12 protein-coding genes and 2 tRNA genes are annotated in these 16,422 nt (G+C 62.0%); 13 read left to right on the top strand and 1 reads right to left on the bottom strand.

All coding sequences use genetic code 11. The annotated features are described in order from the left end of the window. The first annotated feature begins 347 nt into the window (after positions 1 to 347). Entirely contained in the window at positions 348 to 2,924 is a 2,577-nt protein-coding gene (gene leuS, locus NBH09_RS03515) for a leucine--tRNA ligase (RefSeq protein ID WP_250787070.1), read from the top strand. Positions 2,925 to 3,028: 104 nt separating this feature from the next. On the opposite strand, the gene NBH09_RS03520 is transcribed toward leuS, so the two are convergent. Next, positions 3,029 to 3,601: a hypothetical protein gene (locus NBH09_RS03520; protein WP_250787071.1), complete on the bottom strand. Its 573-nt coding sequence runs from the start codon at positions 3,599 to 3,601 to the stop codon at positions 3,029 to 3,031. A 369-nt stretch (positions 3,602 to 3,970) separates the two neighbouring features. Here NBH09_RS03520 and rimP point away from each other — a divergent pair, with 369 nt between their 5' ends. From rimP to NBH09_RS03580, 12 genes are all read left to right on the top strand, one after another. Continuing rightward, positions 3,971 to 4,465: a ribosome maturation factor RimP gene (gene rimP, locus NBH09_RS03525; protein ID WP_250787072.1), complete on the top strand. Its 495-nt coding sequence runs from the start codon at positions 3,971 to 3,973 to the stop codon at positions 4,463 to 4,465. 1 nt (position 4,466) lies between these two features. Beyond that, entirely contained in the window at positions 4,467 to 5,714 is a 1,248-nt protein-coding gene (gene nusA, locus NBH09_RS03530) for a transcription termination factor NusA (protein ID WP_118080522.1), read from the top strand. Positions 5,715 to 5,805: 91 nt separating this feature from the next. Then, a complete protein-coding gene (gene infB / locus NBH09_RS03535; RefSeq protein WP_250787073.1) occupies positions 5,806 to 8,520 on the top strand; it encodes a translation initiation factor IF-2 in 2,715 nt (904 codons plus the stop codon). Between the two features lie 11 nt (positions 8,521 to 8,531). Continuing rightward, positions 8,532 to 8,942 carry a 30S ribosome-binding factor RbfA gene (gene rbfA / locus NBH09_RS03540; RefSeq protein WP_250787074.1) on the top strand — a complete coding sequence of 137 codons (411 nt, stop codon included), beginning with the start codon at positions 8,532 to 8,534 and terminating at the stop codon, positions 8,940 to 8,942. Then, complete coding sequence (locus tag NBH09_RS03545; RefSeq protein ID WP_117746005.1) at positions 8,935 to 9,978, top strand: DHH family phosphoesterase; 1,044 nt, start codon at positions 8,935 to 8,937, stop codon at positions 9,976 to 9,978. The genes rbfA and NBH09_RS03545 overlap by 8 nt, the downstream gene beginning before the upstream one ends. A 15-nt stretch (positions 9,979 to 9,993) precedes the next feature. Next, positions 9,994 to 10,926 (top strand): tRNA pseudouridine(55) synthase TruB, encoded by a 933-nt coding sequence (gene truB / locus NBH09_RS03550; RefSeq protein ID WP_250787075.1) that lies wholly within the window; start codon positions 9,994 to 9,996, stop codon positions 10,924 to 10,926. Then, entirely contained in the window at positions 10,923 to 11,930 is a 1,008-nt protein-coding gene (gene ribF, locus NBH09_RS03555) for a riboflavin biosynthesis protein RibF (protein ID WP_250787076.1), read from the top strand. The genes truB and ribF overlap by 4 nt, the downstream gene beginning before the upstream one ends. Then, positions 11,923 to 14,031 (top strand): DNA primase, encoded by a 2,109-nt coding sequence (gene dnaG / locus NBH09_RS03560; RefSeq protein ID WP_161116075.1) that lies wholly within the window; start codon positions 11,923 to 11,925, stop codon positions 14,029 to 14,031. Before ribF ends, dnaG begins: the two co-directional genes overlap by 8 nt. A gap of 110 nt (positions 14,032 to 14,141) precedes the next feature. After that, positions 14,142 to 15,491: an RNA polymerase sigma factor RpoD gene (gene rpoD / locus NBH09_RS03565; RefSeq protein WP_055286388.1), complete on the top strand. Its 1,350-nt coding sequence runs from the start codon at positions 14,142 to 14,144 to the stop codon at positions 15,489 to 15,491. Between the two features lie 188 nt (positions 15,492 to 15,679). After that, positions 15,680 to 15,754 (top strand) — tRNA-Asn (locus NBH09_RS03570). 33 nt (positions 15,755 to 15,787) lie between these two features. Continuing rightward, positions 15,788 to 15,862: transfer RNA gene (locus NBH09_RS03575), tRNA-Asn, on the top strand. A gap of 195 nt (positions 15,863 to 16,057) precedes the next feature. Continuing rightward, entirely contained in the window at positions 16,058 to 16,414 is a 357-nt protein-coding gene (locus tag NBH09_RS03580) for an Asp23/Gls24 family envelope stress response protein (protein WP_022093773.1), read from the top strand. Positions 16,415 to 16,422 lie beyond the last annotated feature (8 nt).

A 16,422-nucleotide genomic window follows, 5' to 3' on the forward strand; every position in this document is an offset into this window, starting at 1 on the left:
GACATGCCGTCCTCCGATCTCCCGGGGCCGACCGATCCGGCCCTCAGGGTATCGGGTTCCCACATTCATCCGTACATGTGCGGATGAATGTGGGAGGTGTTCGGATAAAGTCGATAATCAAGGCGTTATTTAGATAAAGCGAGATGCCCGCAAGTCGCAGGCATCTCGCTTGTTGTATTTGCTATTATCAGTCGAGTCAACCTTAGGGTCGGGCGGCTTAGCTTTGTTCGCTACAAGTTCCGCACGCAAAGAAGAGCACTAAATGTGCTCTTCGTCTTGCGCAGGACTGTCCGCAGTAGCGAATAAAGCTAAGCCGACCGACCCCAGCTAAGATTAAAGGAGCTGATATGTGCGATTGCACAGATCATAAGGACGAGATTCCTGCCTACGACGCGCAGGCCATTGAGTCCAAGTGGATGAAGGCCTGGGAGGACTCCAACCTCTTTGCCGTCGACACCGACGACAGTAAGCCCAAGAAGTACGTGCTCGAGATGTTCCCGTATCCGTCGGGCGACCTGCACATGGGCCACGCTCGCAACTATACCATTGGCGATGCCATGGCCCGTCAGGCCCGCATGCGCGGCTACGACGTGCTGCATCCCATCGGCTTTGACGCCTTTGGTCTGCCTGCCGAGAACGCCGCCATCAAGCACAATACGCAGGCTGCCGCCTGGACGTATAAGAATATGGACCAGGCGCTCGCCACGATGAAGCGCATGGGCTTCTCCTACGATCTGGATCGCATGGTCAAGACCTGCAGCCCCGACTACTACCGCTGGGGTCAGTGGATCTTTGAGAAGCTGTGGGAAAAGGGCCTGGTCTACCGCAAGAAGAACCCGGTCAACTGGTGCCCCAACTGCAAGACCGTTCTGGCCAACGAGCAGGTCACCGAGGGCAAGTGCTGGCGCTGCGGCACCGAGCCCGAGAAGCGCGATCTTGAGCAGTGGTACTTCAAGATTACCGAGTACTCCCAGGAGCTGCTCGACGATCTGGAGAAGCTCCCCGGCTGGCCTGAGCGCGTCAAGCAGATGCAGGCCAACTGGATTGGCCGCTCCGAGGGCGCCGAGGTCGACTTTACCCTGTGCGACCAGGATGGCGAGCCCATCGAGGGCGACGAGGGCAAGATCACCGTCTTCACCACGCGTGCCGATACGCTCTTTGGCGTCTCCTTCTTTGTCCTGGCTCCCGAGTACGCCCGTCTGCACGAGCTCGTCGAGGGCACGGAGTACGAGGAGGCCGTGACCAAGATCGTCGAGGACTCCAAGCATATCTCTGCCGTCGAGCGCGCCCAGGGCGCTCTCGAGAAGCACGGTGCCTTTACCGGACGCTACGTGGTGAACCCCGTCAACGGCGAGAAGGTCCCCGTGTGGGTTGCCGATTATGTCGTTGCCGACTACGGCACCGGCGCCGTCATGGCCGTTCCCTGCGGCGACCAGCGCGACTTTGAGTTTGCCCGCAAGTACGACCTGCCGATCGTGCCGATTATCCTGGACGATGACGATCGCGCTGTCGTCGAGGCCAGCGGCGAGACCATCGATACCTTCCATGCCGAGACCGTCGACTGGGATTGCGCCCACGCTGCCGAGGGTACGCTGGTCCAGTCCGGCAAGTACACTGGCATGCGCGGCGGTAAGCACTCCGAGGGTGAGGCTGCCATCGTGGCCGACCTCGAGGCCATGGGCTGCGGCCGTCGCAAGGTCGAGTTCCGCCTGCGCGACTGGCTCATCAGCCGCCAGCGCTATTGGGGCAACCCCATCCCGGCCATCCACTGCGAGCACTGCGGTATTGTGCCCGTGCCCGAGGATCAACTGCCGGTGACGCTGCCCGAGAACCTGGACCTGGGCGCCGGCGAGACCCTCGCCGAGTGCAAGGACTTCTACGAGACCACTTGCCCGGTCTGCGGTCGCCCGGCCAAGCGCGAGACCGATACCATGGACACCTTCACCTGCTCCAGCTGGTATTACCTGCGCTATACCGACCCGCACAACACCGAGCTGCCCTTCTCCCGCGAGGCCGCCGACCGTTGGATGCCCGTCGATAACTACATCGGCGGCATCGAGCACGCCATTCTTCACCTGCTCTACAGCCGCTTCTTTACCAAGGCGCTGCGCGACCTGGGCCTGCTGAGCGTGGACGAGCCCTTCACCAACCTGCTGTGCCAGGGCATGGTCAAGGACGAGAACGGCGACACCATGTCCAAGTCTAAGGGCAATGTGGTGCCCCCGAGCTCGGTTATCGAGCCCTACGGCGCCGACACCATGCGTCTGGCGATCCTGTTTATCGCCCCGCCCGAGAAGGACTTCGACTGGGATCCCAAGGCCGTCGAGGGCGCCAACCGCTTTATTAAGCGCGCCTGGCGTATCGTGTGGCAGCTCGTCCAGTCGGGTGACGCCAACGTAGCCTTCGACAAGTCCGTGCTCGACGAGACCGCGATGAAGCTCTACCGCGAGCGTCACCGCACCATTGCCAAGTGCACCGAGGACTTCGATCGCGGCCAGTTCAACACCGCCATCTCGGCCGTCATGGAGCTCGTCAACGCGGCGAGCGCCTACCTCAACGCCACCGAGGGCGCTGAGCGTGACAAGGCTCTGTGCTACGGCGTGGCCAAGGACATCGTGAGCGTCCTGGCGCCCATCTGCCCGTTCTGGGCCGACGAGCTGTGGCACGAGGCCCTCGGCTGTGAGGGCAACGCCTACACCGCCGCCTGGCCCGAGTTCGACCTGGCCGAGTCCATCGAGGACACGGTGCAGATCGTCGTCCAGGTACTCGGCAAGGTCCGTGGCCGCATCGACGTGCCCCGCGATGCCTCCAACGAGGAAATGCAGGCTGCCGCCGAGGCTGCTGTCGCCAAGTGGACCGAGGGCAAGACGGTCGTCAAGGCTATCTGTGTACCCGGCAAGCTGGTCAACCTGGTGGTTAAGTAATCACTGCGAGCATAACTGACGCATAAAAGACGAGGGGCGATTCGGTTGGGTCGTCCCTCGTTTAGCGCTGTGTGTATTGTTTGGCTGGTGCCTAGCGCCACCCTCTACGGAATGTGCACCAGGTCCCTAAAGTAGACATTGCCCGTCTGCTCCTCAAACATCCAGATGTTGAGGTAGATGTCGTTGAGGTCGTTGTTCACGTCAAAGTCCGGGTCGTCGAAGGTGCCTACAAAGGTGAGCATCGCGGTCGCTTCTGCGCCTGCGGCGACGGGCTGGCGCATGCGCACGTCGCGGACGACACCGTTGACGTAGGCATAAGCATCAACATCGCCAAACATCATGTCGACATCGGTGTTGTTTGTCACCGCAAAGACCAACACGGCGTCGCCGTAGCCATCTGTGTCCTTGCCCACGCAGGTAACATGGACGTTCTCGTCTGCCTCTAGGTCGATGGGGAACTGTTCTTGAGGGTCGGGATCCAAACCCTGGGGGTCGACGATGTCTTCGTCTATTTTGTCGAAACGCTCCGAAGGCGTCGTTTTCTCGATGGCTTTGGTGCTGCCAAGATCCGGCTCACATGGTCTAGTTTTACCATCGATGTTGCTACAGCCCGTCAGAGCGAACGAGCAGGCAGTGACGACGAGCGCGGTTGCGCAGAGGGTGCCTAGGCGTTTCATGGTGACTCCTTGCCGTAGAGGATTTGGAAGGTTGTGCGGTCAATGCGTGCGGCAGGCTTTCTCGCTACAGTATGCCTCTCAGCTCCAGTCTGACCGGTGTGTGCTCAGGGATGGAATGCCCAGAGGGCCCGATTCGACCGGTGCGCTGGGACGCATGGCCCGTTTTGAGGCTTTTGGGGAGCACCGCATAGGGGCCCTCGCCTAATTGTTGTATTCTTGTGGAGATGCTGTGGGCACGCTGACCTGTGGGTTTGCGTTGTGCTTGCACGTATTCGCAGGTATTGGTATAGTTTGCTTGCAAATGAAGTTGTAAATGAAAGAAGTGGGGTTTCGGCCCCGCTTCTTTTTTGTATGGATGGAGGTGCCGCAATGGTCAAGACCAAGACCGAGCAGGCGATTATCGATGCGCTCGAGGCCGTCGCTCCCCAGCACGATGTCGACATCGTCGACGTTGAGCTCGTGGGTGCCACCAAGGCCCCCTGCGTGCGCGTGCGTATCGAGGGTGCCGAGGGTCAGAGCCTGTCGCTCAACGACGTCACGGCCAACACGAAGTGGGTCGGCGACGTGATTGAGGAGCTCGACCCCATCTCTTCGAGCTATACGCTCGAGGTGTCGAGCCCGGGCATGGCGCGCCCGCTGCGCCGCCCGCGCGACTTTGCCCGCTTTGTGGGCGAGGACTGCGAGCTCACCTCCACCGCCACCGAGGGCCGTCGCAAGTACACCGGCAAGATTGCCGCCGCGACCGAGACGAACGTGACCCTCGAGCTCGAGGACGGCGAGTCCGTCACCCTCGATTTCTCTGATGTTAAAAAGTGCAAGTTGAAGCCCACCTACGACTTCAAGCCCGCGAAGGAAGGAAACTAACATGGCAGCATCCGACATGATGTCCGCCCTGATGGAGCTTTGCCAGGAGAGGCACATCGACCAGCTCTACCTGATCGACCGCCTGGAGCAGTCGCTCGCCAAGAGCTATGCCGAGATCCTGCATCTTGAGTGGGGCGCCAAGGTGACCATCGACCGCACCACCGGCAAGATCTACGTTTACCGTCTGGAGCCGATCGACGATTCCATGGACGAGGAGGGCAACTTCACCGAGTTCGAGGAGATCGACGTCACCCCCAAGAACACGAGCCGCATCGCCGCCCAGCATGCCAAGGCCGAGATCAACGCCATCGTGCGCAACTCCGCCCGCGAGCAGATCTACGAGGAGTTCTCCGGCCGTATCGGTGACCTCATCAGCGGTACCGTGCTGCAGTCCACGCCCGACTTCACGATCGTCAAGATCCGCGATGGCGTCGAGGCCGAGCTGCCACATTTTGACCAGCGTCGTTACGAGAACGAGCGCAACGAGCGTCCGATGGGCGAGCGCTATCTGCACAACCAGCACATCAAGGCCGTGATCATCGACGTCCGCGATCCCAACTCCAACCTGCAGCCGGTTCGCGGCGAGCACAGCCGTCCGCCGATTGTCATCTCCCGTACCCACCCCGAGCTCATGCGTCGTCTGTTTGAGCAGGAGGTGCCCGAGATCTATGAGGGCACCGTCCAGATTAAGTCGATCGCCCGCGAGCCCGGCCAGCGCTCCAAGGTCGCCGTCCACTCGCTCGACGACCGCCTGGATCCCGTGGGCGCTTGCGTCGGCCCCAAGGGCAGCCGTGTCCGTGCCGTCGTGGGCGAGCTCCGCGGAGAGCGTGTCGACGTCATCCTGTGGGATGCCGATCCGGCCGTCTACGTCGCCAACGCCCTGTCGCCCGCCAAGGTCACCCGCGTCCTCATCGACGAGGAGAAGGCCTATGCCGGCGTCATCGTGCCCGACGACCAGCTTTCGCTCGCCATCGGCAAGGAGGGCCAGAATGCCCGTCTCGCCGCTCGCCTGACCGGCTGGCACATCGACATCAAGTCCGAGACCCTTGCCGCCGACATCCTCAAGAACGTCCCCGTTCACGAGGAGCCCGCCGCCGACCTGATCGGTGACGAGGAGGACGATGACGTCCGTCGCTGCGAGTACGTGTCCGAGGACGGCGTCCAGTGCCGCAACCAGGCCCGCCCCGGCTCCCGTTTCTGCGGTGTCCACGACACCGACGCCTTCGATGATGCGGAGGACCTGATCTAGCGCGCGGTCGCGTCGGGCGGGTCCCGGCGCATCTCCCACGCTCGTTCAGTCTCTAGGCACCCAAGGTGCCAGAAAGGGTAGGTGAAGTCATATGGCAAAAGTCCGTGTGTCCACCCTGGCCAAAGAGTTCGGCATGACCTCCAAGGAACTGATGGGTCATCTCGCCGAAATGAAGATTCCCGCTAAGTCCGCTTCCTCCGCCCTGGAGGACGCTTACGTCGCCATGGTCCGCAAGCAGCTCGCCTCGGTGATCGAGGCCCGCGCCAAGGAAGTCGAGGCCGCCAAGCAGGCCGAGGAGGAGGCAGCCGCCGCCGAGGAGGCAGCGCGCGCTGCCGAGGCCGAGCGCGAGCGCATCGCCGCCGAGAAGGCACGCGAGGAGGAGCGCCGCCAGTTCGCCGCGGCCCAGGCTGCCGAGGAGGCTGCCCGCGCCGAGGCCGAGGCCAAGAAGAAGGCCGAGCAGGAGCGCCTTGCCCGCGAGAAGGAGGAGGCTGCCCGTGAGGCCCAGCGCCGCGCCGTCCCCGCTTCCGACTCCGGTTCGCGCTTCCGTTCGCTGCTCGACCAGATCGCCGCACAGGAGACCGTGCTTAAGGAGAAGAAGGACGCCGAGGAGAAGGCCAAGGCCGAGCGCGCCTCCGAGCGCGGCAACCGTCGTGGCGGCAACAACGACCGTCGCGGTGGCCGTCGTAACGATCGCAACGCCTCCGAAAACAACTCCGATCGCAACGCTTCCGAGAGCCGTCCGCATAGCCATCGCACCAACGCCAGCAACAACGTCGCTGCCGGCATGGACTTCCCCAACCCCGATAAGCAGGGCAAGGGCAAGAAGCGCAAAGGCGGTCACGGTAACGATGAGGACCACTACAGCCGCATGGCTCGTGAGGCCGAGGAGTACAGCCGCGAGAAGGTGCTCGAGGAGGCCCGCGCCGCCGTCGAGGAGGCCTCTCGCGAGTCCACCGGTCGCCGCAAGAAGCGCAAGGAGAAGCGCGAGCGCGAGGCTGCTAAGGCTCAGGAGGAGCGCAAGATAGAGGAGGCGCTGGCCCAGGGCGTGAACCCCGAGGACCTCGACGCCATCAAGGTCTCCCAGGGCGTTACCGTCCAGGAGCTTGCCGAGGCGCTCGACGTTCCGGCCAACGACATCATTAAGCGCCTGTTCCTGCTGGGTACGCCGCTCACCATGACGCAGTCCATGTCCGACGACCTCGTCGAGCTCGTTGCCGACGACCTGGGCCGTCAGATCAAGATCATCACCCCCGAGGAGGAGAACACCTTCTCGTTCTACGACGATCCCGCCGACCTTAAGCCGCGTGCCCCGGTCGTCACCGTCATGGGCCACGTCGACCACGGCAAGACGTCGCTGCTCGATGCCATCCGTCACACCGGCGTTGCTGCCGGCGAGGCGGGCGGCATTACGCAGGCCATCGGCGCTTCGCAGGTCATGATCAACGACCGCAAGATCACCTTCATCGATACCCCGGGTCACGCTACCTTTACGGCCATGCGTGCCCGTGGCGCCAAGGTGACCGACATCGTCATCCTGATCGTCGCCGCCGACGACGGCGTCATGCCCCAGACGGTCGAGTCGATCAACCACGCCAAGGCCGCCGGCGTACCCATCGTCGTTGCCGTCAACAAGATCGATAAGCCGGGCGCCAACCCCGACCGCGTGCGCCAGGAGCTCACCGAGTACGGCGTCATCCCCGAGGAGTGGGGCGGACAGAACATGTTCGTCAACATCTCGGCCAAGCAGAAGATCGGTATCGATGACCTTCTGGAGACCGTGCTGCTCCAGGCCGACGTGCTCGAGCTTAAGGCCAACCCGGACACCTTTGCCTCCGGCAATGTCCTCGAGGCCAAGCTCGACAAGGGCCGCGGCTCGGTCGCTACCGTGCTCGTGACCCGCGGTACCTTGCACGTGGGCGATACGCTGGTCGCCGGCCTTACCTACGGCCGCGTCCGTGCTATGCTCGACCCCAAGGGTCGCGCCGTCACCGAGGCCGGTCCCTCCGACGCCGTCGAGATTTTGGGCCTGCAGTCTGTGCCCAACGCCGGCGACGAGTTCCGCGTGTTCGAGGACGAGCGCGAGGCTCGCGCCCTTGCCGACGAGCGTTCGCTCAAGGCCCGTATCGAGGAGCAGAGCCGCGTCAAGCACGTCACGCTCGAGAACCTCTTCGAGACCATTGCCGACGCCGAGGTCAAGGAGCTCAACCTGATCATCAAGGCCGACGTCCAGGGTTCCATCGAGGCCCTTCAGGACTCGCTCGACAAGATGGATCAGTCCGAGGTTCGCATCAACACGATCCACTCCGCCGTTGGCGCCATCAACGAGACCGACGTCGTCCTGGCCGACGCCTCTAACGCCATCATCATCGGCTTTGGCGTCCGTCCCGACGGTAAGGCCCGCTCCGCCGCCGAGCGCGAGGGCGTCGAGATCCGTTGCTACGACGTCATCTACAAGTGCCTCGAGGAGCTCGACGCCGCCCGTATCGGCATGCTCAAGCCCACCGAGGTCGAGGTCGCCACGGGTACCGCGACCGTCCTGGACACCTTCAAGGTGCCCAAAGTCGGTATCGCCGCCGGTGTCCGCGTCGAAGAGGGCGAGATCGCCGCGACCGATTCCGTGCGTCTGGTGCGCGACGGTATCGTGGTCTTCAACGGCAAGATCGCCTCGATGCGCCACTACAAGGACGAGGCCAAGAGCCTCAAGAGCGGTTCCGAGGGCGGCATTGGCCTGGAGAACTTCCAGGACATCAAGCCCGGCGACCAGATCGAGGGTTACCGCATCGACCAGGTTGCCCGTACCGAGTAGGGGGTAGCGCTATGAAGCAAACGCAGGCAACCCGCCGTCTGGGCGAGCAGCTTCGCGAGAAGCTCGGTTATATCCTGCTCTTTGAGGTTTCCGATCCGCGTCTCGACCTGGTTACTTTGACCGCGGTCGAGGTCGCGGTGGACCGTTCCTTCGCGCGCGTGTACGTGTCGTGCGATGCGAGCCGCTACGACGAGGTCATGGAGGCGCTCGCAATCGCCAAGGGCCGTATTCGCAGCCTGTTGGCTCGCTCGCTCGATTGGCGTGTCACGCCCGAGCTCGATTTTCGCATCGATCGCTCGACCGATGAGGCCGAGCGCATCACGCGTGCGCTGGAAAACGTTCCCGCCACGCTTGCGATCGAAAAGGACGAGGACGGCTATCCGATAGCGGATGCCGCCCAGGAGGCAGCTTTAGATGACTAATTCCGCCGACCTCGCCTCGTGCGAGTCTGCAGATATTCAGCGACGCATCCTCGAGCTCATCGAGGGTGCGTCCTCCATTGCGATTTCGGGACATACTTCTCCCGATGGCGATGCCTTGGGCTCCGTATTGGGTCTGGGCCTTTCGCTCATGAAGTTTTTCCCCAACAAGGACATTGCGCTGCTGCTGGCAGACGATGACCCGGTTCCTCGCATTTACCGCTTTATGGAAGGCTCCGATCGCCTGGTGCCGGCATCTGCGTACGCCGGCAATCCGGACCTGTTCATCTCGGTGGACGTACCGGTCGTCGAGCGCCTCAATAATTCCGCCGAGGTGCTTCGTCGCTCCAAGCATGTGGTGTGCTTCGATCATCATCCGGCGCGCGAGGAGTTTGCCGAGCTGAGCCTGAGGCGCGTCGATGCCGCGGCCTGTGCCATGATCATCGACCGCTTCTTGGACAATTGCGGCATTGTCGCACGTGATGGCGTTGCGACCTGCCTGCTGTGCGGCTTGGTTACCGATACCGGCCGTTTTCAGTACCAAAACGCCGATGCGGCCGCGTTCCATGCAGCCTCGCGCCTGGTGGCGCACGGTGCCGATCCGGCGCGCGTTGCGCTCGAGGTCTACCAGAGCATGCGCGTTGAGTTTTTGCACCTCAAGTCCATCGTTATGGGTCGCATTAAGACGGTGGCCCACGGGCGCGTCGCGTATAGCTATGCGTACCAGAGTGACCTTGAGGCTTGCGGTGTCACCTCGGATGAGTGCGACGGCCTGGTTGACGTGGTGCGTTCGGTGATGGGCGTCGAGGTCTGCATGTTCTTAAAGGGCATTGAGGGCGATACCAAGGTGCGTGGCAACCTGCGCTCCAAGGGCGACCTCGATGTGTCCGAGATTGCTGCCAACTTTGGCGGTGGCGGGCATCATGCCGCCGCCGGTTTCTCCAACAACGGAACAATTCGCGAGACGCTCGCCGTGGCACTTCCCATGCTGGCCGAGCTGGTGGGGGAGGATCCCGCTTCGGTGACCGTCGAGCTCTAACTAATTGGATGGTACATGGCTCGTCGAACGCCTTCTCAATTGAATATGCTGCTCGCCGTCGATAAGCCGGTGGGCTGCACGTCCCACGATGTGGTCTCGCAATGCCGACGCGCCCTCCATGAGCGGCGCGTCGGCCATGCCGGTACGCTCGACCCCATGGCATCCGGCGTCATGGTGGTGGGCGTGGGCCAGGCCACCCGTCTGCTGGGCATGCTAACCCTCGATACCAAAAGCTACGTCGCCGACATCTCGTTTGGCGCCGAGACGAATACCGATGATGCGGAGGGCGAGGCGGTCCGCACGGTAGCTGTTGCCAACGAGCTCCGCGATTCTGCCTATGCCAGTGAGCGCTTGGCTGCCATGCTTGGTCCGCAGATGCAGGTGCCGCCGGCGTTTTCGGCTATCTCGGTCAATGGCGTTCGCGCCTACAAGTCTGCTCGCGCGGGTAATGCGGTGGACCTACCTCCGCGCCCCGTCGAGGTCTATGCCGCCGACCTGATCGCCGTGGGTGGCGAAGGTGATACATGTGTGTGGACGGTGGCGTTCTCGGTGAGCAAGGGCACCTATATCCGTGCGCTCGCTCGCGACCTGGGCCGTGCTTGTGATAGCGCCGCGCATATTTCCGCGCTTCGTCGCACCGCATCCGGTGTTGTTTCCATTGGCGCCTGTCATGCGGTGGAGGAGCTTTCTCCCGAGTCCGCCGCTGGCTTTGCCCTGGATCCCATTGCAGCCCTGGGCGCCACGCGTGTTGACTTGCCGGGCAATCTTGCCGACGACCTGCTCTGCGGCCGACGCATTCCCGTTGAGCGTGCGCTTGCCGATTTCGATGCCTCGAAGGCGCCGTTTGCGTTGGTGCTCGATGGGGGGCTCAAGGCGCTCGCCCGCATTGAGGGTGGCCGCTTTGTCATGGAGCACGTGTTTCCGCAGGCCATCGGCGGTGTTCGATGATGCTGGCCGCTCGCGAGCTCGCGCGTATCTTTTTCGCCGGCGAGTCGGAAGAGGCCCGCATCGTTGCTGCTGATGCGTTTGATGAGTGCGAGCACTTGGGTGCCGCATCGATTGCCATCGGCGTGTTCGACGGCGTTCACCTTGGACACCAGGAGCTCATTGCGGCGCTTGTCCGTGATGCCCGTGCCCATGGCTGTAAGGCGGTCGTGGTTACCTTCGATCCCGACCCGGATGTTGTGGTGAGCCCTTCGCCCGCTCAAAAATTGATGACGACGGCCGACCGTCTGCACGCCTTGGCTCAGACCGGGGTCGATGCGGTGGTGGCCGTTCCCTTTACGCCTGAGGTTGCGGCGCTTGACCATGTTGATTTTCTCTTGCTGGTGTCGCGTCTGGTCGACATTCGATCGATTCGCGTTGGCAGTGACTTTAGGCTGGGTCGTGGCGGTGCTTCTGGTGTTGCCGAGATGCGCGCCTGGGGTTCCGAGCACGGCGTTGACGTGTACGGTCACGACCTGCTTTGCGAGGGCGGTGAGGCCATTTGCGCCACCCGTATCCGTCATGAGCTCGGACAGGGCCATGTGGAGCTGGCTGCTGGGTTACTCGGCCGTCCGTATGTGGTGCGTGGCGGTGTTATTCGCGGCCGTCACGAGGGTTCTGGCATGGGCTTTCCCACGGCAAACTTGCAGGTTCCCGACGGCATTCAGGTGCCAGCCGATGGCGTGTATGAGGGTCTGGTGCTGGTCGATGACACCGCGTGGCCCGCTGCCGTGAACGTCGGACTGCCGCCGACGTATGCCGACGATGCGGCATCTGCGCATCTCGAGGCTAATTTAATTGGTTATACGGGCGACCTGTACGGCGCCTCCGTTTCGCTGGCGTTTACGCGCTGGCTGCGCCCGTCGCGCGTGTTCGATTCGCTGGATGAGTTGATCGCGACCGTCGAGGGTAATATCGAAGATATTCGTCACAACTTGGGTGAGCAGGGGGTGAGCATCCGTGATTAGCGATGAAGAAAAAGACCAGGTACGCGCTGCGTCCGATTTAGTCGCCATCGTGCAGGAAACGGTTGAGCTCAAGCCTCGCGGCCATGAGTTTTGGGGCTGCTGCCCCTTTCATGGCGAAAAGACGCCGTCCTTCCACATTATTCCCGCCACGCAGGTGTGGCATTGCTTTGGCTGCGGCGAGGGTGGCGACGTCTTCACTTATATCATGAAGCGCGAGAACCTGAGCTTTCCCGAGTCAATCCGTTATTTGGCCGACCGCGCGGGTATTGAGCTGCATGACACCGGAGATCGCCGCGAGCGCGGTACTAAGCGTGCGAGAATCTACGATCTGTGCGCCGAGACTGCTCAGTTCTACCACACCATGCTTATGCGTGGTAAGGACGGCCGTCCGCGTGAGTACTTTGCCAGCCGCGGCATGGGTGGCGACGTCTGCCGCCGCTACTGCCTGGGCTTTGCGCCGGGCCGCAACGCGCTGGTGTTGCACCTGTCCCAGGCGGGTTTTACCCCGCAGGAGATGATCGACGCCAACGTGGCCGTGAGCCGCGGGCGCGGGCAGCTCGCCGACCGCTTCTACGACCGCGTGATGTTCCCCATCTTTGACGAGCAGGGTCACAACATTGCCTTTGGCGGTCGCATCATGGGTGACGGCCAGCCTAAGTACCTCAATACCGCCGAGACGAGCGTATTTCATAAAAAGCGAAACCTCTACGGCTTTAATTGGGCCAAGGAGTTTATCGTCGCGCAGGATACCGCCATCGTGGTGGAGGGCTATACCGACTGCATCGCCTGTTGGGAGGTGGGGATTAAAAACGTTGTCGCCACGCTGGGCACTGCGCTCACGGAGCATCACGTCAAGACGCTCACTCGCTTTGCCAAGCGCATTGTGTATATGTTCGATGGCGACGCTGCCGGTCAAAAGGCCGCGCGCCGCGCGATTCAGTTTATCGAGCAGGATTCGATGGACCTGCGCTGCGTGGTGCTGCCCGACGGCAACGATCCCATGGAGTTCATCACGGCGCACGGCGGCCAGGAGCTGCAGGAGCGCATCGACGCGGCCGAGCCGCTTATGGATTTTGTTTACCGTTCGCTGCAGGAGTCGAGCGACATCACCACGCCGGGCGGTCGTGCCAAGGCGCTGGAGGATGCGCTGACGCTTATCTATCCGCTGCACGACAGCTATATGATCGATACGTACTTTATCCAGATTGCCGATCTGCTGGGTTTGGATCTGGAGACCGTGCGTGCGAGCTCGGGTCGTGTGTTTCGCGATGTCGCCAAGCGCGAAGATGCGGAACGACGTCGTGAGCAGAACTATGAGCGCCAGCGGGCACAGGCTGAGCGGTCCGGTAGCGCGGGCGGTCGGGCGTCGGGCTCTCGCGATGCCGGTCGCGGTGCTTGGGCGTCGGGCGCGACGCCGCCGGTGTCCGCGCCGGTCGAAGAAGAGCCGTACGACTATGTCCCGCTCGATGCCTACGGTGCCGCGCCCGTAGAGGTCGTCGATGATCTGCCGCCGATCGATGTGCCTGATGGTATGGGCGCTGTGCCTGTGCCTGATGGTTCGAACGCACCGGCTGCGGCGGCGCCGATGGTTTTGACCGATCTAGAGCGCAAGTCCTTGGCAGGGGAGCGCGAGCTGTTGACGATGCTCACGAGCTACCCCGACCTGTTCCGCACGTATGCCGACCGCATCTGCTCCATCGAGTGGGTTGACCCACGTCACGAGTCCATCGCATGGGCCGTTCTGGCAACGCCGCCGGGAACCGATCCTGCAGCCTGCATGGATGCGGCACGCTCGGTGTGTCCCGAGGCGGCAACGCTTGTGAGTGCCGGGCGCATCTCGGCGACGAGCAAGCACCCCACCGAGACGAACATCGTGTTTATGCTCGATACGCTCGAGCTCTACACCATCAAACGCCGCATGCGTGCCGCACAGGCCAAGCTGCGCCAGGACCGTTCGCTCGATGATGAGGCCCGTCGCGCGCTGACCGTTCAGGCCGCGCAGGATTCGCAGCGTCAACGCGAACTGCAAAAGTCGATCGGCGGCGTGGCGGACCCCTTCCGTTTGATCGGCCTGGAGGCCGCAGGCACCGAACAAGCCTAGATGTTGTGGTCAACCAGCGTATTCTCGCCTATATCCAGTTCTCTTTTTGGGTATAGACGTCAATGTGTGTGCTAAAGTATTGAGTCCTGTGGACTATGAAGGGAGAATCTGTGCCAAAAAAGACTGAGAGCACGGGTACTGGGCTGGAATCCTACGTTGCAAAGCTCATGGGCAACGGCTCAAACAGGACTTCGGTAACCGAGGACGAGATTCAGGTCGCCCTGAAGGATATCGATGTTTCTGACGAGCAGCTCACCGCGGTGTATTCCGCGCTGCGCAACAGCGGCATCCAGATTATCTCCGCGAGCGGTAACGACGACGCCCCCATGGACGTCGACGATGACGATAACGATACCGATACCGACGATTTCGATGACGACGACGAGCACGATTCCGGCTCGCTCGACGATCACGAGCTCAAGATGGCCCGTCAGGCCGACGCCGAGATGGGTTCTTCCAAGAGCAAGAAGAAGCGCACCGTGCGCACGTCTCGTTCACGCTCGCGCGTGCGTGGCATCGATGCCTCCACGGTGATGCTGACCGGCGACCCGGTCCGTATGTACCTCAAGGAGATCGGCAAGGTCGACCTGCTGACCGCCTCCGAAGAGGTTGATCTGGCCATGAAGATCGAGGCCGGTCTTGAGGCCACCGAGAAGCTCGAGGCTGCCGATGCTGGTGAGCTCGAACTCACGCGTGCCGAGATGCGTCGCCTTACGCGCATTGAGAACGTGGGCCTCGAAGCCAAGCAGGCGCTCATCAGCGCAAACCTGCGTCTGGTCGTCTCCATCGCCAAGCGCTATGTCGGTCGCGGCATGCTGTTCCTGGACCTGATCCAGGAGGGCAACCTCGGTCTGATCCGCGCCGTCGAGAAGTTCGACTACCAGAAGGGCTTTAAGTTCTCCACGTACGCCACGTGGTGGATCCGTCAGGCCATCACGCGCGCTATCGCCGACCAGGCCCGTACCATCCGTATTCCCGTGCACATGGTCGAGACCATCAACAAACTCGTCCGCGTGCAGCGCCAGCTCCTTCAGGACCTGGGCCGCGACCCGACCCCCGAGGAGATCGGTGCCGAGATGGACATGAGCGCCGACCGCGTCCGCGAGATCCAGAAGATCTCGCAGGAGCCCGTGTCGCTCGAGACCCCCATCGGCGAGGAAGAGGATTCTCAGCTGGGCGACTTCATCGAGGACTCCCAGGCCATCGTTCCGCCCGATGCGGCCAGCTTCTCCATGCTGCAGGAGCAGCTCACCCAAGTGCTCGATTCGCTTGCCGATCGTGAGCGCAAGGTTATCGAGCTGCGCTTTGGCCTTGTCGACGGACATCCCCGTACGCTCGAGGAAGTCGGCCGCGAGTTTGGCGTCACGCGCGAGCGCATCCGCCAGATCGAGTCCAAGACCCTGGCCAAGCTTCGTCACCCGAGCCGCAGCAGCAAGCTCAAGGACTATATCGAAAGCTAGTCAAGCAAGAGGCGCCCTCAAGCACATCCGCTTGAGGGCGCTTTTATGTAGTCGTTGGGGACGTTCTTGAATGACTGGTCGTTTAAGAACGTCCCCAATGACTGGGTCGGAAAATTTCTTAAAAAAGTTCTTGCCCTGAGCTGATTCGTCCGTATAATAAACTTCGTTGCTTGAGAGCACGCACCTATTCCTCGGTAGCTCAATGGTAGAGCACGCGGCTGTTAACCGCGCTGTTGTAGGTTCGAGTCCTACCCGGGGAGCCAGAATTTTCCAGCCCTTTCCGTTGGGCTTTAAATTCCTCGGTAGCTCAATGGTAGAGCACGCGGCTGTTAACCGCGCTGTTGTAGGTTCGAGTCCTACCCGGGGAGCCAGGTTGTAAAACCCGTCGCTTATGCGGCGGGTTTTTTCATGCCGCGATCGCCGTTCGCGAACGTTACCATATCAACATTTCGTGTCGAGGATGTAATCCCGAGGCCCGCCACCTCAACATGCCGCGGTCGTTGTAGAATATTGCAATGATTGCTCCCACGACATGGTGCCGCGAGCACCAAGAAAAGGAGATTCTTGTGTCTGAGACCATTAACGGCAGCCTGAGCGTCTCGAACGACGTTATTGCCGATATTGCCGGTTATGCCGCGATGACGTGCTATGGCGTTGTCGGTATGGCTGAGCAGCTCCAGGGCGCCGAGAGCGTGCGCCTGCTTGCCGGTCAGCGCCTCCGCAAGGGCGTGCTTGTCTCCGCCGACGAGAACGGCCTTACGGTCGATCTTCACGTCGTGCTCGAGAACGGCGTCAACATGAAGTCCGTCTGCCACAATCTTTCGAGCTCCGTTGCCTTTACCCTGCAGGAGATCGCCCAGATCGATCCCGCCAGCCTTAAGATCGGCATCCATATCGACGCGCTCAAGAGCCGTCTGAACTAGCATCCGAA

This window comes from Collinsella sp. BG-O-102, assembly GCF_023656745.1.
GTDB lineage: Bacteria > Actinomycetota > Coriobacteriia > Coriobacteriales > Coriobacteriaceae > Collinsella.

Coding starts and splice junctions, on each gene's coding strand:
- rbfA (WP_250787074.1), top strand. CDS start 8,532: ATGAAGCAAACGCAGGCAACCCGCCGTCTGGGCGAGCAGCTTCGCGAG.
- truB (WP_250787075.1), top strand. CDS start 9,994: ATGGCTCGTCGAACGCCTTCTCAATTGAATATGCTGCTCGCCGTCGAT.
- NBH09_RS03545 (WP_117746005.1), top strand. CDS start 8,935: ATGACTAATTCCGCCGACCTCGCCTCGTGCGAGTCTGCAGATATTCAG.
- ribF (WP_250787076.1), top strand. CDS start 10,923: ATGATGCTGGCCGCTCGCGAGCTCGCGCGTATCTTTTTCGCCGGCGAG.
- leuS (WP_250787070.1), top strand. CDS start 348: ATGTGCGATTGCACAGATCATAAGGACGAGATTCCTGCCTACGACGCG.
- nusA (WP_118080522.1), top strand. CDS start 4,467: ATGGCAGCATCCGACATGATGTCCGCCCTGATGGAGCTTTGCCAGGAG.
- infB (WP_250787073.1), top strand. CDS start 5,806: ATGGCAAAAGTCCGTGTGTCCACCCTGGCCAAAGAGTTCGGCATGACC.
- rimP (WP_250787072.1), top strand. CDS start 3,971: ATGGTCAAGACCAAGACCGAGCAGGCGATTATCGATGCGCTCGAGGCC.
- NBH09_RS03520 (WP_250787071.1), bottom strand. CDS start 3,601: ATGAAACGCCTAGGCACCCTCTGCGCAACCGCGCTCGTCGTCACTGCC.